At 68.0% G+C, this 23,016-nt stretch carries 22 protein-coding genes; 17 read left to right on the forward strand and 5 right to left on the reverse strand.

Annotation, left to right across the window (positions count from 1 at the left end; genetic code table 11):
- Together AC1DSC_RS12550 and AC1DSC_RS12555 are read right to left on the reverse strand one after the other, a co-directional pair.
- Positions 1-981 (reverse strand): ABC transporter permease, encoded by a 981-nt coding sequence (locus tag AC1DSC_RS12550; protein WP_012746238.1) that lies wholly within the window; start codon positions 979-981, stop codon positions 1-3.
- Between the two features lie 198 nt (positions 982-1,179).
- Positions 1,180-2,424: a porin gene (locus tag AC1DSC_RS12555; RefSeq protein WP_018903558.1), complete on the reverse strand. Its 1,245-nt coding sequence runs from the start codon at positions 2,422-2,424 to the stop codon at positions 1,180-1,182.
- Positions 2,425-2,706: 282 nt separating this feature from the next.
- Between AC1DSC_RS12555 and coq7 the strand changes: the two genes are divergently transcribed.
- Positions 2,707-3,336 carry a 2-polyprenyl-3-methyl-6-methoxy-1,4-benzoquinone monooxygenase gene (gene coq7 / locus AC1DSC_RS12560; RefSeq protein ID WP_018903559.1) on the forward strand — a complete coding sequence of 210 codons (630 nt, stop codon included), beginning with the start codon at positions 2,707-2,709 and terminating at the stop codon, positions 3,334-3,336.
- Positions 3,337-3,348: 12 nt separating this feature from the next.
- On the opposite strand, the gene AC1DSC_RS12565 is transcribed toward coq7, so the two are convergent.
- Entirely contained in the window at positions 3,349-3,798 is a 450-nt protein-coding gene (locus AC1DSC_RS12565) for an OsmC family protein (RefSeq protein ID WP_012746235.1), read from the reverse strand.
- 264 nt (positions 3,799-4,062) lie between these two features.
- Here AC1DSC_RS12565 and AC1DSC_RS12570 point away from each other — a divergent pair, with 264 nt between their 5' ends.
- Entirely contained in the window at positions 4,063-5,268 is a 1,206-nt protein-coding gene (locus tag AC1DSC_RS12570; RefSeq protein ID WP_062363073.1) for a porin, read from the forward strand.
- Positions 5,269-5,360: 92 nt separating this feature from the next.
- Here AC1DSC_RS12570 and AC1DSC_RS12575 read toward each other — a convergent pair whose 3' ends face one another.
- Positions 5,361-6,491, reverse strand: coding sequence for a hypothetical protein (locus AC1DSC_RS12575; RefSeq protein WP_062363075.1), 1,131 nt, complete (start codon positions 6,489-6,491; stop codon positions 5,361-5,363).
- A 50-nt stretch (positions 6,492-6,541) separates the two neighbouring features.
- Here AC1DSC_RS12575 and ilvA point away from each other — a divergent pair, with 50 nt between their 5' ends.
- Positions 6,542-8,155 (forward strand): threonine ammonia-lyase, biosynthetic, encoded by a 1,614-nt coding sequence (gene ilvA, locus AC1DSC_RS12580; protein WP_062363078.1) that lies wholly within the window; start codon positions 6,542-6,544, stop codon positions 8,153-8,155.
- A 15-nt stretch (positions 8,156-8,170) separates the two neighbouring features.
- On the opposite strand, the gene AC1DSC_RS12585 is transcribed toward ilvA, so the two are convergent.
- Positions 8,171-8,815, reverse strand: a complete 645-nt coding sequence (locus tag AC1DSC_RS12585; protein ID WP_018903563.1) for a type II secretion system protein N — start codon at positions 8,813-8,815, stop codon at positions 8,171-8,173.
- A 49-nt stretch (positions 8,816-8,864) separates the two neighbouring features.
- On the opposite strand from AC1DSC_RS12585, the gene gspG reads away from it, so the two are divergent.
- The 14 genes from gspG to AC1DSC_RS12655 all read left to right on the forward strand — a co-directional run bounded on the left by gspG (position 8,865) and on the right by AC1DSC_RS12655 (position 23,004).
- Positions 8,865-9,305, forward strand: coding sequence for a type II secretion system major pseudopilin GspG (gene gspG, locus AC1DSC_RS12590; protein ID WP_018903564.1), 441 nt, complete (start codon positions 8,865-8,867; stop codon positions 9,303-9,305).
- Positions 9,280-9,744, forward strand: coding sequence for a GspH/FimT family pseudopilin (locus tag AC1DSC_RS12595; protein ID WP_018903565.1), 465 nt, complete (start codon positions 9,280-9,282; stop codon positions 9,742-9,744). Before gspG ends, AC1DSC_RS12595 begins: the two co-directional genes overlap by 26 nt.
- Complete coding sequence (gene gspI, locus AC1DSC_RS12600; protein WP_018903566.1) at positions 9,741-10,115, forward strand: type II secretion system minor pseudopilin GspI; 375 nt, start codon at positions 9,741-9,743, stop codon at positions 10,113-10,115. The genes AC1DSC_RS12595 and gspI overlap by 4 nt, the downstream gene beginning before the upstream one ends.
- On the forward strand, positions 10,115-10,798 hold the full coding sequence (locus tag AC1DSC_RS12605) for a PulJ/GspJ family protein (protein WP_062363082.1): 684 nt from the start codon (positions 10,115-10,117) through the stop codon (positions 10,796-10,798). The genes gspI and AC1DSC_RS12605 overlap by 1 nt, the downstream gene beginning before the upstream one ends.
- Positions 10,795-11,796 (forward strand): type II secretion system minor pseudopilin GspK, encoded by a 1,002-nt coding sequence (gene gspK, locus AC1DSC_RS12610; protein ID WP_012746226.1) that lies wholly within the window; start codon positions 10,795-10,797, stop codon positions 11,794-11,796. Before AC1DSC_RS12605 ends, gspK begins: the two co-directional genes overlap by 4 nt.
- Positions 11,797-11,932: 136 nt before the next feature.
- Positions 11,933-13,144, forward strand: a complete 1,212-nt coding sequence (gspL, locus tag AC1DSC_RS12615; RefSeq protein ID WP_062363085.1) for a type II secretion system protein GspL — start codon at positions 11,933-11,935, stop codon at positions 13,142-13,144.
- The gene (gene gspM, locus AC1DSC_RS12620) at positions 13,141-13,674 is read left to right on the forward strand and encodes a type II secretion system protein GspM (RefSeq protein ID WP_018903570.1); all 534 of its coding nucleotides are present in this window, start codon (positions 13,141-13,143) and stop codon (positions 13,672-13,674) included. Before gspL ends, gspM begins: the two co-directional genes overlap by 4 nt.
- Positions 13,675-13,684: 10 nt before the next feature.
- Entirely contained in the window at positions 13,685-14,485 is an 801-nt protein-coding gene (gspN, locus tag AC1DSC_RS12625) for a type II secretion system protein N (protein ID WP_012746223.1), read from the forward strand.
- 2 nt (positions 14,486-14,487) lie between these two features.
- Positions 14,488-16,803, forward strand: coding sequence for a type II secretion system secretin GspD (gspD, locus tag AC1DSC_RS12630; RefSeq protein ID WP_062363089.1), 2,316 nt, complete (start codon positions 14,488-14,490; stop codon positions 16,801-16,803).
- 5 nt (positions 16,804-16,808) lie between these two features.
- Positions 16,809-18,200, forward strand: a complete 1,392-nt coding sequence (locus AC1DSC_RS12635; protein WP_012746221.1) for a GspE/PulE family protein — start codon at positions 16,809-16,811, stop codon at positions 18,198-18,200.
- Between the two features lie 16 nt (positions 18,201-18,216).
- Positions 18,217-19,452 (forward strand): type II secretion system inner membrane protein GspF, encoded by a 1,236-nt coding sequence (gene gspF / locus AC1DSC_RS12640; RefSeq protein WP_018903572.1) that lies wholly within the window; start codon positions 18,217-18,219, stop codon positions 19,450-19,452.
- A gap of 24 nt (positions 19,453-19,476) precedes the next feature.
- On the forward strand, positions 19,477-20,376 hold the full coding sequence (locus tag AC1DSC_RS12645; RefSeq protein ID WP_012746219.1) for a 5'-nucleotidase: 900 nt from the start codon (positions 19,477-19,479) through the stop codon (positions 20,374-20,376).
- Between the two features lie 199 nt (positions 20,377-20,575).
- The gene (locus AC1DSC_RS12650) at positions 20,576-20,773 is read left to right on the forward strand and encodes a hypothetical protein (RefSeq protein ID WP_012746218.1); all 198 of its coding nucleotides are present in this window, start codon (positions 20,576-20,578) and stop codon (positions 20,771-20,773) included.
- A 26-nt stretch (positions 20,774-20,799) separates the two neighbouring features.
- Positions 20,800-23,004 carry a phosphocholine-specific phospholipase C gene (locus AC1DSC_RS12655; RefSeq protein ID WP_062363092.1) on the forward strand — a complete coding sequence of 735 codons (2,205 nt, stop codon included), beginning with the start codon at positions 20,800-20,802 and terminating at the stop codon, positions 23,002-23,004.
- Positions 23,005-23,016: the final 12 nt, after the last annotated feature.

The following is a 23,016-nucleotide window of genomic DNA, read 5'->3' on the forward strand; positions in this document are numbered from 1 at the left end:
TCAATGTCCTCCCGCCTTGCCCACGCGCAGCCGCGGATCGACCACGAAGTACAGCAGGTCGACCACCAGGTTGATCACCACGAAGATCAAGGCAATGAGGCACAGGTAGGCCGCCATCACCGGCACGTCGGCAAAGGTCACGGCCTGGATGAACAGGAGCCCCATGCCGGGCCACTGGAACACCGACTCGGTGATGATGGCAAAGGCGATGAGGCCGCCGAGCTGCAGGCCCGTGATGGTCATCACCGGCACCAGCGTGTTCTTGAGCGCATGGCCAAAATGAATGGCGCGGTTCGTGAGGCCCCGGGCGCGCGCAAACTTGATGTAGTCGGTGCGCAGGACCTCGAGCATCTCGGCGCGCACCAGCCGCATGATCAGGGTCAGCTGGAAGATCGCGAGCGTGACGGCCGGCAGGATGATGTGATGCCATCCGTCGGCCCGGAACAGGCCGCTGCTCCACCAGCCGAACTGCACGGTCTCGCCGCGCCCGAAGCTCGGGAACCAGCCCAGCATCACCGCAAACACCAGGATCAGCAGGATGCCGATCAGGAAGGTGGGCAGGGACACGCCGAGCAGCGACACGGTCATGAACACCTGGCTCAGGAAAGTGCCGCGGCGCAGCGCGGTATACACGCCCATCGGAATGCCGATGAACAGCGCCAGCACGGCCGCCACCAGCGCGAGCTCGAGCGTGGCCGGAAAGCGCTCGCCGATGAGGCGCGAGACCTTCGCGCCCTGGCGCAGGCTCAGGCCGAACTCGCCCTGGGCCGCGTTGACGAGAAAGTGCCAGAACTGCACGAAGAAGGGCTGGTCGAGCCCCAATGCGGCGCGCAGCTCGCGGATCTGCTCGGGCTTGGCATCCTGGCCCAGCAGAAAGACGACGGGGTCGCCCACATATTGGAAGAGAAGAAAGGCGATGAACGCGACCGCGATCATGACGATCACGGCCTGGATCAGGCGGCGCAGGACGAAAGCAATCATTCAGCAAACAATGTGAACAGGCATGCTAGCAGTGCAAGGTGCGTGCCCGCACGGTGGTTCCCCGGGGGTGCACGCGGATGGTGCGCTTCGGATGCACCCATGCAACATCGGCGAAGCGCCCAATGAAAAAAGCCACTCGACTTTCGTCGAGTGGCTTTTGAGTCTTTCGATTCAAAGCTGGCTTAAGCCAGCCTCGAATTAGAAAGCGTGACGGATACCGAAGTCGTAGCCGGTCGAGGTCTTCGGGGTGAAGACGCCGTTGGCGATGAAAGCCGGGCCGCCGACGGTCAGGGCTGCACCGTTCTTGTTGCTCACGCGAGCGATCGTTGCGTACAGAGCCGTGCGCTTCGACAGGTTGTGCACGTAGCCCAGAGCCAGCTTGTTGGCCTTCGGATCTTCGACGGCAGGAGCGAACAACACTGCAGGAGCGTTGAAGTCATACTTGACGTGCGAGTACGAAGCGCGGATCAGGCCAGCACCGACCGGCACGGTCACGCCGAGCAGGTAGCCGGTGAGGTCCACGTCAGGACGGCCGCCGAGGAACGGTTCGACTTCGTAGTCGATCTTGTTCTTGGCCTTCGACAGTTCACCGAAGAGCTTCACGGGACCGAAGTCATACGAAGCGCCGAGGTTCAGCGTGTTGACCTTGGTGGTCGTGCCAACGTAGTAGTTGTCGCCCACGGTGCTGCTGCCGTAAGAAACCGCAACGTCCAGAGGACCGTTGGCGTAGCCGAAGCGGCCACCAACGTAACGGCCTTGGCGCGAAGCGTTCAGCGTAGCCGGCGTAGCGGTGCCCGGGCTGTACTTGTTCTTCTCGCTGAAAGCGTACTGCACTTGGCCGTAGAAACCACCCAGGTTCGGCGGCAGGAAGTAGCCGATGCTGTTGCTGGCGCGAACGTAGTTGCTGCTGCCAACGTTGGTGAACGGAGCCGTTGCAGCTGCGGGGGTGCCGAAGGTGCCGAAGGCGTCGTTAGCGGTGTTGATCAGGTTGGAGCCAACGCCGTTGGTGCCGAACGGATCGAACACGGTGTCGTTCCAGAAGGTCGGGGTGTAGTCACGGCCGAGGCGGACTTCACCGAAACCACCCGACAGGCTCACGGTCGAGCGACGAGCGAAGGTAGCAATACCTTGCTGGCCGTCGTCGTTGGAGATCGGGGCTTCGAGCCAGAAGCTGGCAGCCAGGCCGCCACCGAGGTCTTCCGTACCACGGAAGCCGATACGGCTGGAGTTGTAGCCCGAGTTAGCCAGTGTACGACGGCTGACCTTGACGCTGCCTTGGTTCAGGTAGAACGGGTTCAGGAACGTGGCACCGTTCAGGTCACGCGAGGTGCTCGAATAGCCGCTGATCGACGCGTCGACCACGCCGAACAGCGTGACGGACGACTGAGCCGAGGCAACACCGGCAACAGCCAGGGCAGCCAGAGCAACTAGAGATTTTTTCATTGCAAGTTTCTCCAAGGTTAAACATAGGGCTCCGGTGCGAAGGGCTCACCGTGACTGGCACTTTTGTGCTCCCACCGGACCCCGGGCCAACCTCCTTTTGGGAAGTTGATGCTATTGCACCAGAGCCGCTGCGGCAGGGCAAAACAAATCGCCCGAAATCTCCAGCGGCCCACGCGTTTCGTTGCAGTCCTGCAACAAAGGACTTTGGCGCGCTCACAAACCACCATATGAAATGAAGCAACTGTTTCGCGCTGCTCTTTCCGCATACGTTCAAATACGGGCATGACTTCCACGCTCGACCCCGTCCTGACTGCGGCTGATGCGGCATTGCGCACCCTTTTTGCCCGGCCCCATGCAACAAGGGCCGCGCCCGCGCCGGCCCAGGCGCCGGGCGAGATGACCGATTCGGAGCGGCGCGAGGCCGGGGCATTGATGCGGGTGAACCACGTGGGCGAGGTTTGCGCCCAGGCGCTCTACACCGCGCAGGCCGCGGTGGCGCGCGACCCGGTCCTGCGGGCCCGCCTGCTCGAGGCCTCGCACGAAGAAACCGATCACCTGGCCTGGACGCGCCAGCGGCTGGACGAACTCGGCGCCCGGCCTTCCGTGCTGAACCCGCTCTGGTATGCGGGCGCTTTCGGCCTAGGCCTGGTGGCGGGGCGCCTGGGGGACCCGCTGAGCCTCGGGTTCGTCGCAGAAACCGAACGCCAGGTGGAAGCCCACCTGGAGAGCCATCTCGGCCGCCTGCCGGCCGCCGACAGTGCCTCCAGGGCCGTGGTCGAGCAGATGAAGATCGACGAAGCGCAGCACGCCGCGCAAGCCATCGATGCCGGCGCGGCGGAACTGCCGGCCCCGGCCAAGGCCCTGATGCGGCTCGCCTCCCGCGTGATGACCACGGTGGCGCACCGGATCTGAGGCCTCGCGGACTCAGGTTTCGATCAGGTCGAAGCTGGTGGTGATCTCGGCGGTCTTCGCGAGCATGATGCTGGCCGAGCAGTAGGTTTCGTGGCTCAGGGCAATCGCACGCTCGACGGCGGCCGCAGGAATGCCCTTGCCCGCCACCGTGAAATGCATGTGGATCTTGGTGAAGACCTTGGGATCCTTTTCCGCGCGCTCGCTGGTCAGCTTGACGCTGCAGCGCTCGACGCGGTGGCGGCCCCGCTTCAGGATCAGCACCACGTCATAGGCAGTGCAGCCACCCGTGCCCGCAAGCACGGTTTCCATGGGCCGGGCCGCCAGGTTCTGGCCGCCGTTCTCGGGTTTGGCGGCATCGGGCGCGCCGTCCATCATCAGGACATGGCCGCTGCCGGTTTCGGCCACGAAACCCATGGCCGATCGCGTTCCGGCATCGCCGGTCCAACTTACTGTGCATTCCATCTGTTCAGATCCATTCAGGGATGTTCAGCAAAAAATCACGCCGACATCCGTTGGTATGTGGGGAAATCGTCACTTGCTTGTTGCAACGCAACAAACAACCGATATACTTTATTTCATGGCGCATGAACCCGTGCGCACCGGTTGTCTCCTCCACCCTTCCAATTGGTGGATTTAGCCCCGAGCTGCAAGGCTCGGGGCTTTTTTCTTTGGGTTCCCCGGCGTTGCGGGCCCACTCTAGTTTTGGGGCCCTGAAGGGCAGTTGCTCTGGCTGCCCTGGCTGTTGCCGGTGTTGCCTCGGCTCAGTCGTCCGTCACGCTGTTCGGCGTGGTCGACGCTTCGATCAGCGGCTATTCGAACAGCTCGCGCGACCTGAACCATGGCGTGACGTACAACGCCTTCGGCTTCCCGGTTGCCTATAACCCGTTCTACGTCAATCAGGGCAGCGTGCGGACCAGCAGCGTTGGCATGACCCATTCGGGCTACAACACCAGCCGCCTGGGCTTCCGCGGTACGGAAGACCTCGGTGGCGGCCTGGCCGCGAGCTTCTGGCTCGAAGCGCCGGTCGCCAACGACGATGGCAGTCAAGGCGTGGCCAATTTCTCCCGCCGTTCCACGGTGAGCCTGTCGGGTGGTTTCGGTGAAATCCGCCTCGGCCGCGACCTGACCCCCTCGTTCCACAACAACTCCACCTTCGATCCCTTCGGCACCAACGGCGTTGGCACCAACCTGATCCAGACGGCCACCAGCGCATTTGGCAATCCCACGCGCGCCAGCAACTCGGTCAGCTACTTCCTGCCGCCGAACCTCGGCGGCTTCTACGGCCAGCTGATGTACGGCTTCCACGAGAAGACCAAGTACAGCCCGGGCCTGGCCACGCCTCACGCGGCCGACAACTCGCGCACCGGCCGCTACATCGGCGGCCGCTTCGGCTACGCCAACGGTCCGCTCGACGTTGCAGCGGCTTACGGCAGCAACACCGTGGGCGACGACTACTACGCCGGCACGACCACCAAGGTCAACACCTTCAACCTCGGCGCTTCGTATGACTTCGGTCCTGCAAAGCTCTTCGGCGAACTGTCCCACGCCCGCGAAAAGACCGATATCGACGGCGACTTCTTCGCCCGCCCGGCTTCCGTGGCATCGAACAAGCTCAATGGCTGGCTGCTGGGCGTGACGGTTCCGGTCGGTGCCGGCCTGATCCGCGCGTCGTACTCGGCCGTCAAGTACAAGTCGGGCGACAACAACCCGTTCTTCAACGAACCGAATCCGAAGGCCAACAAGCTGGCACTGGGCTACGTGCACAACCTGTCGAAGCGCACGGCCCTGTACGCAACGGTTGCCCGCATCAGCAACAAGAACGGTGCAGACCTGAGGGTCAGCCCCGATTTCAGCCCGAAGTTCATCAGCAACGACATCTTCACCCCGAAGACCTCGACTGGCTACGACTTCGGCATCCGCCACGCCTTCTGATCGAAGCCTGATTCCCAATGCTGGCTTCAGCCAGTTCGGATCAATCCCGTATCAAGCCGCCCAGCGCAAGCCGGGCGGCTTTTTGGCTTTGCTCAATTCGGGCGGCCACGCCTGCTTTGCAGCAATCCCACATTCATTTCTCCGCTCAGAACCGAAGCGTAGAAACGTTCGACCATGTTGACGCTCGTGCGCGCATTGCGCGCCAAGGTCAGCATGTCGATGCCCTGCCCGTACAAGAGCCGCAAGGTGATGGCGGTATGGCGCAGGCAATAAAGAGTCCTCGACTGGCCCTGCGGCCCTTTCTGGAGCGACGTCGCTTCCAGCGCCCAGTGGAAAAGAAAGTTGAGCACGGCCAGCGCATGCTCGCGGTTCTTCAATTGCGGCATGAAGATGTAGTCGTCCGCGCCGCCAAAGCCCTGCTCGCGGCGATGCGCGAGCAGGCATTCATAAACCCGCACGGCCGGGCGCAGGCTCACGATGGGCTGGCTGTGCCGCTTGGTTTCGGGCAGGTTCATCCGCAGGTAGACGTGCTTGCCGCGCACGACGTCGATGTGCCTGTGCTTCATGAGCTTGATGTCGCTCGGACGCACGAAGGTGTTGACCATCCAGCGGATCAGCCATGGCAGCTCCTGCGGCATGACGAGCAGCTCGCGAGCGATCCAGAAGCGCTCGCCGGAGGCCAGCTGATCGAGCACCGGATGCGGCTGTCCGCGCAGCCGGCGCGCAGCCGCCACCACCGCCCGGTACTCCGCAACGCTGAAGCTCCCGCGCGGCTGGCTGCGCACCTTGACCTTCGGGAAGGCAGGTACATCGCGAAGCACGCCGATGCTCACACCGTGCATCAACACCTTTCGCAGCAGCACCAGGTACTGCGCGATCGTCGTGCTGGTGAAGCCCTGCGCTCCAAGGTGATCGATCAGGCGCTGCGCATCGGAAGTAGCGAATGCCTGCGCCGGCACAGCACCCAGCAAAGGAATGATGTGTGCGCGCAATCTGTTGCCCATCACCTGCCAGGTCGGCCGTCCTATTTCACCGCGCTGCACACGCGCCGCTTCTGCCTGCATCAACCCTTTGGAAAGGTCGCTGACAAAAAGGGTTAACAGATTTTGCTCATTTGTTAAATGACTGGCGGGCGCCTCGCTCGCGGGATAGCTGCGCGCAAAAAAACCCGAATCGTTCGCGGCCGGGGCTCTCTGGATGAGGTTTATGACATTTGTGTCCATGCCATATCCCGTACGCAATCCCGATGCCTCTTATCATCGTCATTTATCAATTGAAAACTCCCTTGGACAAAACCGTGCGCGACGTACCTGTGCCGGCACTGACGCCCGCCGACTATCTCAGAAAAATTTTGAACGCCCGCGTTTACGACGTGGCGGTCGAATCCGCGCTCGAGAAAGCCAATGCACTCAGCGAGCGGCTCGGCAATACCGTGCTGCTCAAGCGCGAAGACCAGCAGCCGGTGTTCAGCTTCAAGCTGCGCGGCGCCTACAACAAGATGGCGCACCTCTCGGCGGAGCAGCTCGCGAGTGGCGTCATCTGCGCATCGGCCGGCAATCACGCGCAGGGCGTGGCGCTGGGCGCGCGCAAGCTGGGCGCGCGCGCGGTGGTGGTCATGCCGGTGACCACGCCGCGGCTCAAGATCGATGCGGTGCGCGGCTTCGGCGGCGAGGTGGTGCTGCATGGCGACAGCTATTCCGATGCCTACCTGCATGCGCTCGAGCTGCAGGCGCAGCAGGGCCTGACCTTCGTGCACCCCTTCGACGATCCCGACGTGATCGCGGGCCAGGGCACCATCGCCATGGAAATCCTGCGCCAGCACCAGGGCCGGCTCGATGCGGTCTTCGTGGCGATCGGCGGCGGCGGGCTCATCTCGGGCGTGGCCAACTACATCAAGGCGGTGCGCCCGGAGATCAAGGTGATCGGCGTTCAGATGAACGACTCCGACGCCATGATGCAATCGGTGGCGGCGCGCCAGCGCGTGAGCCTGCCCGACGTGGGACTGTTTTCGGACGGCACTGCCGTCAAGCTGGTGGGCGAGGAGACCTTCCGCATCGCCAGCAACCTGGTCGACGAATACATCGCGGTCGACACCGATGCGGTCTGCGCGGCCATCAAGGACGTGTTCGTCGACACCCGCAGCATCGTGGAGCCGGCGGGCGCGCTGGCAGTGGCCGCCATCAAGCAGTACGTGGCCGGGCATGGCCGCCATGGCGAAACCTATGCGGCCATCCTGTGCGGCGCCAACATGAACTTCGACCGGCTGCGCTTCGTGGCCGAGCGCGCCGAAGTCGGCGAGGAGCGCGAGGCGCTGTTCGCGGTGACCATTCCCGAAGAGCGCGGCAGCTTCCGCCGCTTTTGCGAGCTGGTGGGCGAGATGCCGGCCAGCGAGTCGCAGGAAACGGGCTCGGCCGGCGGCGCGCTGCGCAACGTGACGGAGTTCAACTACCGCATCAGCGACGCGGCCAAGGCGCATGTGTTCGTGGGCCTGACCACCTCGACGCGCGGCGAATCGACGACCATCGCCAAGACCTTCATTGCGCACGGCTTCGACGCGCTCGATCTCACGCACGACGAGCTCGCCAAGGAGCATCTGCGGCACCTGGTGGGCGGGCGCACGGGTCTCGCGCATGACGAGCGGCTGCTGCGCTTCGTGTTTCCGGAGCGCCCGGGCGCGCTGCTCAAGTTCCTGAGCCTGATGCGGCCGAACTGGAACATCAGCCTCTTCCACTACCGCAACCAGGGCGCCGACTACGGCCGCATCCTGGTGGGCTTGCAGGTGCCGGCCGGCGACGCGGCGGCCTTCGACGACTTCCTCGAAACGCTGGGCTATCCCTACGTCGAGGAAACGGCGAATCCGGCCTACAGGCTGTTCCTGCAGGCCTGAAAGGCCGTCCGGCTTTTATTGCTGCGCAGGCTGCGCGGGCGGCTGCTGCGCAGAATCCGACGGCGGCGCTTGCGATGCCTGTGACGGTGCAGCTCCGCCGGCAGGCGGCGCGACCACGGGAGGCACCGTGGCCGGGAAAAGCCCGCTCGGCCTGGCCGCCGGCGTTGGCGAGGCCGGCAAACCCGGCGGGACCGAACTGCCAATGCTGATCGGCGCGCGCACCGGCAGTTGCAGCGTGAAAGCTGCCGGCCCCTGTGCACTGGTGCCGAGCGTTGCCGCGCGCACCCCGACCGACTGCAGCACATAGTTGTCGCCCACGCGCGAACCGACGCGGAACGGACGCGGCGGCTTGCCGTCGATGGAGATCAGGGCGGCGCCTTGGTTGAACGGATCCGCCACCACGCCCGACAGCGCAAAGCGGCTGGCCGCCTCGGGTGCGGCGGGCGCCGCCTCGGCGCCCGAAACCACGCCGAGCAGCCGCGCGACCGCATCAGCGTCGGCCGAGACCGCCGCCCTGGGCATGGTGGCCGCCGCGGCCACGGGCTCGGGCGGCGCCGCGAGCCGCAGCCCCCAGAACACCGCCGCTGCCGCGGCCAGCGCCCACAGGCCCGTGGTTGCAACGGGGGCATGCCAGTGCGCGGCGGAATAGGGACTTGTCATGGCCGCGGATTATCATGCAGCGCGCCTTCCGAACCATGTCATCCAAGCTATGAAAAAAATCCTACGCGACGCCACCCGCGCTGCCCAGCGCGGCTTCACGCTGATCGAGCTGATGGTGGTGCTGGTCATCATCGGCGTGCTGGCCGCGCTGATCGTGCCGAACGTGATCGAGCGCGCCGACGACGCCCGCGTGACCGCCGCCAGGACCGACATCAACAACCTGATGCAGGCGCTCAAGCTCTACCGCCTGGACAACCAGCGCTACCCAACGGCCGAGCAGGGCCTGCAGTCGCTGCTGGTGCGACCGACCGCCGGGCCGGCCGCGCCCAACTGGAAGCCCTACGTCGAGAAGCTGCCGAACGATCCGTGGGGCCATCCGTACCAATACATGAATCCGGGTATCAAGGGCGAAATCGACGTGCTCTCGCTCGGCGCCGATGGCCAGGCCGGCGGCGAGGGCAAGAATGCCGACATCGGCAGCTGGCAGTAGGCGCACGGGCGGCTTCACGCTGCTCGAGCTGATCGTGGTGATCGCGATCATCGCGATCGCAACGGCCGGCGTGAGCTTCGCGCTGCGCGACACCAACGCGGCCCGGCTCGACCGCGAGGCCGACCGGCTGGCCGCGCTGCTCGAATCGGCCCGTGCCCAATCGCGCGCGAGCGGCGTTGCGGTGCGGTGGCGCCTCGTGGAGGGCGGCAGCTTCGTGTTCGACGGCCTGCCGCCCGATGCCTTGCCCAGCGGCTGGGCCGCGAGCGGCATCAGCGCCACGGCTTCGCTGGCCGGCGGCGCGCCGGTGGCGGCGGTGCAACTGGGCCCCGACCCGATCATTGCCGCGCAGCAGATCGTGCTGTATTCCGAAGGCCCGCCCGCGCGCTCGCTGCGCATTGCCACCGACGGCCTCAGGCCCTTCACCGTGAGCACGCCGTGACATCCAGGCGCAATTCGGCATGCGGCGGATTCACGCTGATCGAGGTGCTGATTGCGCTCGGCATCGTCGCGCTGGCGCTCGCGGCGGGCTCGCAGGCCACGATGTCGCTCACGCGCAATGCGCAGCGCCAGTCCGACCTGCTGCTGGCCGACCTGTGCGCGGAAAACGAGCTTGCCAAGGCGCGGCTCGCCAGGCAGATGCCCGCGGTGGGCGATTCGGGCTCGATCTGCGTGCAGGCCGGCGTCTCGTTCAACGTGACCACCTCCATCATCGCCACGCTCAACCCCAATTTCCGGCGCGTCGACGTGCAGGTGCGCGACGAGGCCAACGCGCCGGTGCTGCGGATCTCGACCGTGGTGGGCCGCTTCTGATGCGCCGCTTCGCAAGCCAGGGAGCCCGCGGCGGCTTCACGCTGATCGAGCTGCTGGTGGCCATTTCGGTGATGGCGCTGCTCGCGCTCGTGAGCTGGCGCGGGCTGGACAGCATGTCGCGCGCCACCACGCTGAACCAGCAGCGCGCCGACGCGGTGCTGGCGCTGCAGACCACGCTCTCGCAATGGGGCGCCGACCTCGACGCCGTGACCCCGATCGCGCAGACCCGCCCGATCGACTGGGACGGCCGCGTGCTGCGGCTCACGCGCCGCGGCAGCGATGCGGGCGCCCCCGCCATGCTGGTGGTGGCGTGGACGCTGCGCACCGGTGCCGACGGCACCCGCTGGCGGCGCTGGCAGTCGCCGCCCTTCACCACGCGCGGCGAATGGCAGCAGGCGTGGAACCTGGCCTCCTCGTGGGCGCAGGAAGGCGGCGGCGGCGACGTCGCGCTGATGCCGGCCACGAGCTGGCAGCTCTACTACTTCCGCGAGAACGCCTGGACGCCCGCGGGCGAGCTGCCGGCCAGCGCGCCCAATCCGGCGAACCCGGCCAATCCCATCGGCGCCCTCGTGAACATGCCGGACGGCGTTCGGCTGGTGCTGACCCTGTCCCCGGGCGAGGGGCTCGCGGGCATGCTCACGCGCGACTGGGTCAAGCCCACGGTGGGGGCGCCGCGCTCATGACCGCATCCACGGTTTGCAGAACAACCGGGCAACGCCAGCGCGGCGCCGCGCTGCTCGCGGCCATGCTGACCGTGATGCTGGTCGCCACCTTCTCCGCCGCGGCGCTGTGGCAGCAATGGCGCGCGTCCGAGGTCGAGGCGGCCGAGCGCGGACGCGTGCAGGCGGCGTGGGTGCTGATCGGCGCGCTCGACTGGTCGCGCCTGATCCTGCGCGAGGACGCCCTCACCGGCGGGCCCGACCACCTGGCCGAGCCCTGGGCCGTGCCTCTCGCGGAGGCCCGGCTCACGAGCTTTCTGTCGGCCGAGAGGAACGTGGCCAGCGACAACCTCGAAGGACTGCCCGATGCCTTCCTGTCGGGCCGCATCGTCGATGCGCAATCCAAGCTCAACGTGCTGTCGCTGGTCGACGGCAACAAGCCGGTGCCCGCCAGCATCGCCACCTTCACCAAGCTGTTCAACATCCTGGGCCTGCCGGCCTCGGAGCTCAGCGCGATGACGTCCTCGCTCGCGCGCGCGCTGGCCACCGGCACCGATGCCGCCGGCGGCGGCGATGCCGGCGCGGCGCCGCTGATGCCGCAGGAGGTTTCGCAGCTGGTGTGGCTCGGCCTTTCGCCTTCGACCGCGGCCGCGCTCGAGCCCTACGTGACGGTCCTCCCGATACGCACGCCGCTCAACATCAATACCGCGAGCGCCGAAGCCATCAGCGCCAGCCTGCCGTCGCTGAGCATCAGCGACGCGCGCCAGTTGGTGGAAAAGCGCACGCGCTCGTACTTCAAGCAGATTGCCGACGCCAACGCCGCGCTGCCGAACGGCGGCACGCAGTTCAACGCCGGGCAGCACAGCGTGGGCACCCAGTTCTTCGAGGTCTACGGCCGGCTGCGGCTCGACCGTACCTGGGTCGAGGAACGCTCGCTGCTGCAGCGCGACGGCGTCACGGTGAAGACGATCTGGCGCAACCGCGGCGCCGGCCTTGCCACGGCCACTCCGGCTAAACCCTGAGTGCGGCTGATTTTCTTCATTTCTGTTGCATCAATACATCGTCCAGAGCCCGTCGCATCTACGTCAAACGCTACAAATAGAGTAGCAATGGCACCATCGGTGCACCCCTACAATCACCCGCCCTCCTGAAAACGAAATGACCCCGCTGCTGCTCATCGCTCCCCTCCCCCCGGCCGACGCCGCGGGCGAGTACGACTGGGCCCAGGCTGGCGACGACGGCATCGCCCTGCGCAACCATGGCCGCGCGCTGCTCGCGCTGCTGCCGGCCAGCGCGGAAGTCACGCTCGGCATTCCGGCCGCGGCGCTGTCCTGGCACCGCGTCACGCTGCCCAAGGGCAGCACGAGCAGCGCGTCGAAGCTGCGCGCCGTGCTCGACGGCCTGCTCGAAGAGCATCTGCTCGACGATCCCGAGGCCCTGCACTTCGCACTCGAACCCGCGGCCAAGGCCGGCGCGCCGGTCTGGGTGGCGGCCTGCAACCGCATCTGGCTGCGCACGCTGGTGCAGGGGCTGGAGTCGGCCGGGCGGCGCGTGGTGCGCATCGTTCCCGAATTCGCGCCGCAGCCCGCGGACGGCCCGCCGCTGCTGCAGGTCACCGGCGAAGCCGAGGCGCCGCAGCTCACGGTGTGCGATGCCGACGGCGTGGTCTCGCTGCCGCTCGCGGGTGCCGGGCTGGCGCTGGCCGCCGGCCTGCCGCTGGACACCGCCGTGATCAGCGCCGAGCCCGCCGTCGCGCAAGCCGCCGAGCACCTGCTCGAGCGCCGCGTGCCCATCGTGCAGGCGCCGCAGCGCTGGCTGCAGGCGGCGCGCTCGCCCTGGGAGCTCGCGCAGTTCGACCTCGCCGTGACGGGCCGTGCCCGCGCCGGCAAGAAATTTGCGTCGGTGGTGCAGACGCTGCGCTATGCGCCCGAGTGGCGCGCCGCGCGCTGGGGCATCGTCGCCCTGCTGCTGACCCAACTGATCGGCCTCAATGCCTGGGCTTGGAAGGAGCGCAATGCACTCGAGGCCAAGCGCCAGGCCGTGAAGACCATGCTGACCCAGACCTTCCCCTCCGTGAAACTCGTGGTCGACGCGCCGCTGCAGATGGCGCGCGAGGTCGCGGCGCTGCAGCAGGCCGTGGGCGATGTCGCGGGCAGCGACCTCGAACCGATGATCGGCGCGCTCGCTCCCCATCTTCCGCCGGGCAGGACGCCCAGCGCCATCGACTACAGCGCCGGCCAGCTGCGCCTGCGCGGCCTGGGCCTGCAGCCTTCGGAGCTCACGCGGCTCTCGGGCGCGATGGGCCCGCGCGGCTACAGCGTGCGCGCCGAAGGCGACCTGCTGCTGGTGCAGGCCGAGGCTGCGCGATGAACCTCGGCGAACAGCTCCGGGCCCGCTGGGCCGCGCTCGAACTGCGCGAGCGGCGCATGGTCGCCATCGCGGCCGCGCTCGTGGTGCTCGCGCTGCTTTGGTGGGTTGCGCTCGCACCCGCGCTGCGCACGCTGGCCGCGGCGCCGGCCGACCATGCGCAGCTCGATGCGCAGCTGCAGCAGATGGCCCTCCTGCAGAACCGCGCCAAGGCGCTGCAGGCGCAGCCCCGGCTGAACCGCGACGATGCGCTGCGCGCCCTCGAAACCTCGGTGCGCGAGAGCCTGGGCACCAATGCCCAGCTCATGACGGCCAGCGGCGATGGCGCCGCCACCATCACCATGCGCGCCACGCCGGCCGACGCCGTGGCCCAGTGGCTGGCGCAGGCGCGCGGCAATGCCCACGCGGTGCCGCGCGAGGCCCACCTGACCCGTGCGGCCGCCGCGCCGCCGGCCGCCGGCAGCAAGGACCCGCAGCCCGCGAAGGTGCGCTGGGAGGGCACGCTCGTGATGGCGCTGCCCGCAGCCCGTTGAGCCTGGCCGCATGGTGACGCGCTCCTCCCTTGCCGAATCCGCGCCGCGCCGCGGCTGGCGCTGGGCCCTGCTCGGCATCGTGCTGGGGGCGCTGCTGGCGCTGGTGCTGTTCGCGCCCGCGCGCTGGCTGGCCACGGCGCTCTCGAACTGGAGCCAGGGCCGGCTGCTGCTCGTCAACCCGCGCGGCACGGTCTGGAACGGCACCGCGGCCGTGGTGCTTGCCAGCGGCGCCGGCGGCGCCGAGGCGGTGTCGCTGCCCGGCGCGCTCAACTGGCGCATGCGCCCGGCCTGGAGCGGCATGTTCGCCGTGCTCGACCTGCCCTGCTGCGCGGCGCGGCCGCTCCAGCTCAAGGCCAGCCCGCGCACGGACGGCATGCAGCTGCAGTGGGGCGACGGCAGTTCGCGCTGGCCCGCCACTTTGCTGACCGGTCTGGGCGCGCCCTGGAACACGCTCAGGCTCGAGGGCACGCTCGACCTCTCCACCCGGGGCCTCTCGATGCAGTGGGACGGCCCCGTGCTGCGCATCGCGGGCCAGGCCACGCTCGACGCCACCGACGTGTCGTCCAGCCTCTCGACGCTCAAGCCGATGGGCAGCTACCGCCTCACGCTCGAAGGCGGCAGCCGCCCGAGCCTGCTGCTGAGCACGCGCGAAGGCAGCCTGCAGCTGAACGGCAGCGGCAGCTGGAACGGCACCGCCTTTCGCTTCAATGGCGAAGCCAGTGCCGCGGCCGGCCGCGAAGACGCGCTTTCCAATTTGTTGAACATCATCGGGCGGCGCGACAACGCGCGTTCGATCATCACCCTGGGTTGATCATGATGAAGCCACTGACTTCGCCCGGCAGCCGCCTCGCCGCCGTTGCACTCGCAGCGCAGGTGCTGGTTGCCGCCACCTTGCTGCAGTCCGCGCCCGTGTTCGCACAGTCCGGCGATGCGCCGCGTCGGGGCGAGCCCATCACGCTCAACTTCGCCAACGCCGACATCGAGGCCGTGGCCCGCACCATGGCGGTGGTCACCGGCCGCGACGTGGTGGTCGACCCGCGCGTCAAGGGCACGATGAACCTCGTCACCGACCGCGCCATCGCGCCGGCCGCGGCGTTCAACCAGTTCGCTTCCGCGCTGCGCCTGCAGGGCTTTGCGGTGGTGGAGGCCGAAGGGCTCTACAAGGTGGTGCCCGAGGCCGACGCCAAGCTCCAGACCCAGACCGTCAACACCGCCACGCCCAGCGCCGGCTCGGTGGCCGGCAACCAGATCGTCACGCAGATCTTCAGGCTCAACTACGAGTCGCCGAACAGCCTGCTGCCGGTGCTGCGCCCGCTCATTCCGCCCAACAACACCATCAACGTGAACCCGGGCAACAACTCGCTCGTGATCACCGACTACGCGGACAACATGCGCCGGCTGGCGCGCATCATCGCGGCGCTCGACGTGCCCAATGCGTCCGACATCGAGGTGATCCCGCTCAAGCATTCGATCGCCACCGACATGCTGCCGCTGATCACCCGGCTGGTCGACGGCAGCGGCTCGGGCGCCACGCCTGGCGCCGCCGCGCCGGGTGTGGCCGATGCGTCGTTCCGCACCACCTTGCTGGCCGACCCGCGCAGCAATGCGCTGATCCTGCGCGCGGCCAACCCGGCGCGCGCGGCGCTGGTGCGCACGCTGGTCCAGAAGCTCGACCGCGCGCCCGCCGAGAGCAGCAACGGCGCGGCCGGCAACATCTACGTGGTCTACCTGAAGAACGCCGATGCGGTGCGGCTGGCGGCCACGCTGCGCGCCGCCATGGCGGCCAACCAGCTGCCCGGCACGCCGGGCTCGCCAGGCGCCGCGGGCGGTGGTGGCCAGTCGCAGCCGCAAGCCAACATTCCGCAGGCCATGCAGCAGACCAGCCTCAGCGGGCAAGGCGGCGGCTCGGCGGCCGCCAACGCGCCGCTCAACAATGCCAACCAGCCCTCGACCGGCGGGCAGATCCAGGCCGACCCGTCGACCAACTCGCTGATCATCACGGCGCCCGAGCCGCAGTACCGCCAGATGCGCGCCGTGATCGACAAGCTCGACGGCCGGCGCGCGCAGGTCATGATCGAGGCGCTGATCGTCGAGGTCAGCGCCAAGAAGGCCGCCAACTTCGGCGTGCAGTGGCAGAGCGCGCTGGGCAACAACGCGGTCATCGGCACCAATTCGAGCCTGGCCAGCGCCAACATCCTGGCGCTGACGCAGGCGCTGGCCACGCGCGACGTGGCCAACGTGCGGCCGTCGTCGGGGCTGAACCTCGGCATTGCCGGCAAGATCGGCGGCCAGTACATCCTGGGCGCCATTGCGAACTTCTTCAACAGCGACGGCGACGCCAACGTGCTCTCCACGCCCAACCTGCTGACGCTGGACAACGAGGAGGCCAAGATCGTGATCGGCCAGAACGTGCCCTTCGTCACGGGCCAGTACGCCAGCACCTCGGGCTCGGTGGGCATCAACCCGTTCACCACGGTGGAGCGCAAGGACGTGGGCCTCACGCTGCGCGTGCGCCCGACCATCAACGAGAACGGCACCGTGAAGATGACCATCTTCCAGGAGACCTCGACCGTCGACGGCAACACCATCAACAACCCCAACGGCCCGACCACCAACAAGCGTTCGATCGAATCGAGCGTGCTGGTGGAAGACGGCGGCCTGGTCATGCTCGGCGGGCTGCTGTCGGACGACTACGGCAACACGATCGAGAAGGTGCCGGTGGCGGGCGACATCCCGGTGCTCGGCAACCTGTTCAAGAACGAGATCCGCACGCGCAACAAGAGCAACCTGATGATGTTCCTGCGCCCCGCGGTCATGCGCGACGGCGCCTCGACCGAAGCCTTTGCCTACGACCGCTACGACGAGATCCGCGGCATGCAGCAGCGGACCCAGCCGAACACCGACAACATCATGCTGCGCGGCGTGGATGCCGCCCCCGTGCTGCCGGAAGCCCCGCTGCCGCGCTCGGGTGCCCGCGACACCAGCAGCAACGGCAGCGACCGCATCCAGGGCACGCAGCTGATCCCGCCGCCGCGCCCAGCCGCCGACACCCGCACCCTGCGCCCGAGCCCGCTGCGCGGCGCGCTGCCGCCCACGGCCGACCCCACCAGCTCGCGCGAACTGCCCTGAAGCCCATGCGCCACCCCCTGCCCTACGCGTTCGCACGCAGCCAGCAGCTGCTGCTCGAAGAAGCCGACGACGGCAGCCACACGCTGTGGATGTCGAGCCATCCCTCGCGCAGCGCGGTCGGCGAAGTCACGCGCAAGTACGGCGTGCAGGCCTTCGAGGTGCTGGCCGACGGCCCGCTCGCGCAGCGCATCAGCGCGGCCTATGCGCAGGGCGAATCGAGCGCCGCCGCGGTGGTGAGCGAGGTGCAGAGCGACGCCGACCTCTCGCGCATGATGCAGGAGCTGCCGGCGGTCGAGGACCTGCTGGAAAGCGCCGGCGACGCGCCCATCATCCGCATGCTCAACGCGCTGCTCACGCAGGCCGCGCGCGACGGCGCGAGCGACATCCACATCGAGCCCTACGAGCGCACTTCGTCCGTGCGCTTTCGCATCGACGGCACGCTGCGCGAGGTGGTGCAGCCCAACCGCGCGCTGCACGCCGCGCTGATCTCGCGCCTGAAGATCATGGCCGACCTCGACATCTCCGAGAAGCGGCTGCCGCAGGACGGGCGCATCAGCCTTCGCATCGGCACGCGCGCAGTCGATGTGCGCGTCTCCACGCTGCCGAGCGCGCATGGCGAACGCGCGGTGCTGCGCCTCCTGGACAAGAGCGAATCGAAGCTCACGCTCGAATCGGTCGGCATGCAGGGCGACACGCTCGCGCGCTTCGAGAAGCTCATTGCGCAGCCGCACGGCATCATCCTGGTGACCGGGCCCACGGGCTCGGGCAAGACCACCACGCTGTACGCCGCGCTGGCCCGGCTGGATGCGAGCCGCAGCAACATCATGACGGTGGAAGACCCGATCGAATACGAACTGCCGGGCGTGGGCCAGACGCAGATCAACGCGAAGATCGAGCTCACCTTCGCGAAGGCGCTGCGCGCGATCCTGCGGCAGGATCCGGACGTGATCATGATCGGCGAGATCCGCGACTTCGAGACCGCGCAGATCGCCATCCAGGCCTCGCTCACCGGCCACCTGGTGCTTGCCACGCTGCACACCAACGACTCGGTCAGCGCCGTCACGCGGCTGACCGACATGGGCGTGGAGCCGTTCCTGCTGAGCTCGTCGCTGCTGGGCGTGCTCGCGCAGCGCCTGGTGCGCAAGGTCTGCACGGCCTGCGGCGGCGCCGGCTGCGAAGCATGCGGGCAGACCGGCTACCAGGGGCGCACCGGCATCTTCGAGCTGCTGGTGGCCGACGAGACCGTGCAGGGCCTGATCCACAGCAAGGCGGCCGAGAGCGAACTGCTCCAGGCCGGCGCGCGCGGCGGCCTGCGCCTGATGCGCGAAGACGGCGAACGGCTGGTGCAGGCCGGCATCACCTCGCGCGCCGAGCTGCTGCGCGTCACGCGCGACTGATCCGCCCGGCACCACCATGCCCGCCTATTCCTTCGAAGCCATCGATGCCAGCGGCCAGTCGCGCGAAGGCGTGCTCGAGGCCGACACCGCGCGCAGTGCCCGCAGCCTGCTGCGCGCGCAGGCGCTCATTCCGCTGTCGGTCACGCCGGTGGGCAGCAGCCATGCCAACGGCACCGGCAATGGCGGCCTGCGCCGCTGGCTGGGCGGCGGCGCCCGGGTCTTCAGCTCCACCGGCCTTTCGGTCTGGACGCGGCAGCTCGCGGGCCTGGTCTCTTCGGGCCTGCCGCTCGAACGCGCGCTGACGGCGCTCACCGACGAAGCCGAGACCGAGCCGCAGCGCAACCTGGTCGCTTCGCTGCGCGCCGAGGTCAACGCGGGCTCGCTCTTCGCGCGTGCGCTCGCGGCCCATCCGCGCGAGTTCTCGCCCATCTACACCGCCGTGATCGGCGCGGGCGAGCAAAGCGGCAACCTCGGCCTCGTGCTCGACCGGCTCGCCGACGACCTCGAGGAGCGGCAGGCGCTGCAGCAGAAGCTCATCGGCGCGGCGCTCTATCCGGCCATCGTCACGCTGGTGGCGATCGTGATCGTGATCTTCCTCGTGAGCTACGTAGTGCCGCAGGTGGCGCAGGTGTTCGCGGGCACCAAGCGCTCGCTGCCCTTCCTCACCACCGTCATGCTGTCGCTGAGCGCGGCGGTGCGCAACTACGGCTGGTGGATGCTGGGCGGCGTGGTGCTGGCCGCCATCGCCGCGCGATTGGCGCTGGCGCAGGAAGCCTTGCGCCTGAAATTCGACGCCGCCTGGCTGCGGCTGCCGCTCGTGGGCAAGCTTGCGCGCGGCTACAACGCGGCGCGCTTTGCCAGCACGCTGGCCATGCTGGCCACTGCCGGCGTGCCGATCCTGCGCGCGCTGCAGGCGGCCTCCGAAACGCTGGGCAACCGCGCCATGCGCGCGGACGCGCTCGACGCGCTGGTGCTGGTGCGCGAAGGCGCGCCGCTGGCCTCGGCGCTGGCGCAGAAAAAACGCTTTCCCGGGCTGGTCTCGATGTTCGCGCGGCTGGGCGAGCAGACCGGCACGCTGCCCCTGATGCTGCAGCGCGCCGCCAACCAGCTGGGCGCCGAAGTGCAGCGCCGCGCCATGCACTTGGCCACCATCCTGGAGCCGCTGCTGATCGTGGCCATGGGCGGCGTGGTGATGCTCATTGTGCTGGCCGTGATGCTGCCTATCATCCAGCTCAACCAGTTCGTCAAGTAAGTCCGCCAGGAAGCACTGCACGCCATGCCCGTCACGCTCGAAGACAAGCTCGTGGTCGCGATCTCGTCGCGCGCGCTGTTCAACCTCGAAGAAGAAAACAGGATCTTCGAGGCCGGCGACAACGAGGGCTACATGAAGCTGCAGCTCGACCGCATCGACGTGCCGGCCGCGCCGGGCATCGCGTACTCGCTGATCCGCAAGCTGCTGCGCTTCAACGACGACGGCGTGCAGCGCGTCGAGGTGGTCATTCTTTCGCGCAACGATCCGGTCTCGGGCATGCGCATCTTCCGCTCGAGCGCGGCGGCCGACATCAAGCTGCAGCGCGGCGTGTTCACGCAGGGGCGTCCGCCCTTCGGCTACCTGCGGCCGCTGCGCGCGCACCTGTTCCTGTCGGTCAACGCGCAGGACGTGCGCGAAGCGCTGGGCGCGGGCTTTCCGGCCGCGCGGGTGCTGGTCGAATCGGTGAAGGCCAGCGATGCCTGGCCGAACGAAGTGCGCATTGCCTTCGACGGCGATGCGGTGCTCTTCAGCGACGAGGCCGAGCGCGTGTTCCAGGCCGAGGGGCTCGATGCCTTCCAGGCGCACGAACTCAGCAAGGCCGACCTGCCGCTGCCCGAAGGCCCCTTCAAGCCGCTGCTGACGGCGCTGCATCGCCTGCAGATGGCGGGCAACGCGCAGATGCGCATCCGCACCGCGCTGGTCACCGCGCGCAGCGCCCCGGCGCACGAGCGCGCGATCCGCACGCTCATGAAGTGGAACATCCGCGTCGACGAGGCGATGTTCCTCGGCGGCCTGCCCAAGGGCGAATTCCTGCGCGAGTTCGAACCCGACTTTTTCTTCGACGACCAGACCGGCCACGTCGATGCCGCGGCGCGCCACGTGCCCGCGGGCCACGTCTCCAGCGGCATCAGCAACGAGCGCTGAGCGCTTGCGCGGCGCGCCCTGCGCCGCAGCCTTGTCATCGCCCGTTCATGGCGATGTAACGCGATCTCCCTAGTCTTGCGGCCTGCCTCTGCGCGGTGCTTCGCGATGCCTTTTCGGCGTTGCGCCTTCGAGCCCGCGCGGCCTTTCTTCAGCGCTCTTCCGGGCGCCCACGCAACGACGACTCCCAAGGAATCCACCCATGCGACTTTCATCCCTGCCTGCGCGGCTCGTTCCCGCGCTGCTCCTGGCCTGCGTCCTTTCCGCCTGCGGCGGCGGCAGCAACGGCGGTGGCGGCTTCTTCGGCGGCCTGCCTGGCGTGGGCACGCCGGCACCGACCACGCCCACCACACCGCCGCCCGACACCGGGACAAAGCCCGAGATGCGCTGCGCGCCCTGAACACCCTCCCACATCCGAACGACACCATGACCTCACGCCGCAGCTTCCTCACAGCCACCGCCACCACCGGCGCCGCCGCGCTCGCGCTCTCGGCCTTTCCGCCGAGCATCCGCCGCGCGCTCGCCATTCCCGCCAACAACAAGACCGGCACCATCAAGGACGTGGAGCACATCGTCATCCTGATGCAGGAGAACCGCTCGTTCGACCACTACTTCGGCACGCTCATGGGCGTGCGCGGCTTCGGCGACCGCTTCACCATTCCGCTGCCGCAGGGCCGCAGCGTCTGGCAGCAGCTCGACGACACCGGCAAGGAAGTGCTGCCCTACCACCTGGACGGCTCCAAGGGCAACGCGCAGCGCGTGGCCGGCACGCCGCACAGCTGGAGCGACGGCCAGGCTGCGTGGGCGGGCGGGCGCATGTACGAATGGGTGCGCTACAAGAAAACGAAGACGGCGCCTTTCACGCAGTCGATGGGCTATCTCGAAGAGGCGGAACTGCCCTTCCAGTTCGCGCTGGCCAACGCCTTCACGCTCTGCGATGCCTACCACTGCAGCATGCACACCGGCACCAATTCGAACCGCATGTTCCTCTGGACCGGCACCAACGGCCCCACCGGCGCGAACGTGGCCACGGTCAACAACGAGTGGGATTCGATCGACAGCTCGGCCAACGGCTACAGCTGGAAGACCTACCCCGAGCGGCTGCAGGAAGCCAAGGTCAGCTGGATCGTCTACCAGAACATGCCCGAGAATTTCGGCGACAACTCGCTGGCCGGCTTCAAGCAGTACCGGCTCGCCAACGAGGCCTCGGGCAAGCCCGTGAGCAACGACGTGGCCTCGCCCGCCTACGACCCGGCCAGCGACGACGCCGGCAATCCGCTCTACAAGGGCATTGCCAACACCATGCCCGACGGCGGCTTTCTCGAGCAGTTCCGCCAGGACATCAGGAACGGCAAGCTGCCCCAGGTGTCGTGGATCGTCGCGCCCGCGACCTATTCGGAGCACCCCGGCCCGTCGAGCCCGGTGCAGGGCGCCTGGTACATCCAGGAAACGCTCGATGCGCTCACTGCCGTGCCCGAGGTGTGGAGCAAGACCGTGCTGTTCATCAACTTCGACGAGAACGACGGCTACTTCGACCACGTTCCTTCGCCGGCCGCGCCTTCGATCGACGCCGGCGGCACGCCCGCAGGCAAGACCACGCTGCCAGTGCAAGCGCTCGCGCCCGAATACTTCAACCATCCGAATCCGCCCGGCACCACCGACCAGCCGCCGCCCGACGGCCGCGTCTACGGCCCCGGCGTGCGCGTGCCGATGTATGTGGTGTCGCCCTGGAGCCGCGGCGGCTGGGTCAACTCGCAGGCCTTCGACCACACCTCGGTGCTGCGCTTCATCGAGACGCGCTTTGGCGTGAAGGAAACCAACATCAGCGATTTCCGCCGCGCGGTGTGCGGCGACCTCACGAGTGCCTTCAACTTCGCCACGCCCAACACGGAAGCGCTGCCCGCGCTGGCGGGGCGCACGACCAAAGCGGACGCCGACAAGCTGCGTGCCGACCAGCAGGCCCTGGCGCAAGTGGCACTGCCGCTCGACCCGCTGCTGCCGCGCCAGGCCACCGGCACGCGGCCCTCGCGCGCGCTGCCCTACGAGCTGCACACGAGCGCCCGTGCCGATGCCATCGGCGGAAAGATCCAGCTGCTGTTCGCGAACACCGGCACCGCCAGCGCCGTGTTCCACGTCTACGACAAGCTCAACCTCGACCGCCTGCCGCGCCGCTACATGGTCGAGCCCGGCAAGACGCTCGACGACACGTGGAACGCGATGCGCGACGACAGCGGCTTCTACGACCTGTGGGTGCTCGGGCCCAACGGCTTTCACCGCCACTTCAAGGGCGACCTGAACGCGCTTCGCGCCGGCGATGCGGCCGTGCCCGAAGTGCGCGTGTGCTACGACATCGCCAACGGCAACGTGTACCTGGAGATGCGCAACGACGGCAAGAGCGCCTGCAAGTTCACCGTGCGTGCCAAGGCCTACCGCAACGACGGTCCGTGGACCGCGACGGTGGAAGGCGGCGCCAAGGCCGAGCTGCACTGGGACCTGGCAGCGAGCGGCGCGTGGTACGACTTTGCCGTGCGATGCGATGCCGACACCAGCTTCGTGCGGCGCTTTGCCGGCCGCGTCGAGACCGGCCGGCATTCGGTGAGCGATCCGGCAATGGGCCTGGCCGATCTCTGACGGCGCGAGAGA

The organism is Variovorax sp. 01N425, assembly GCF_056399465.1.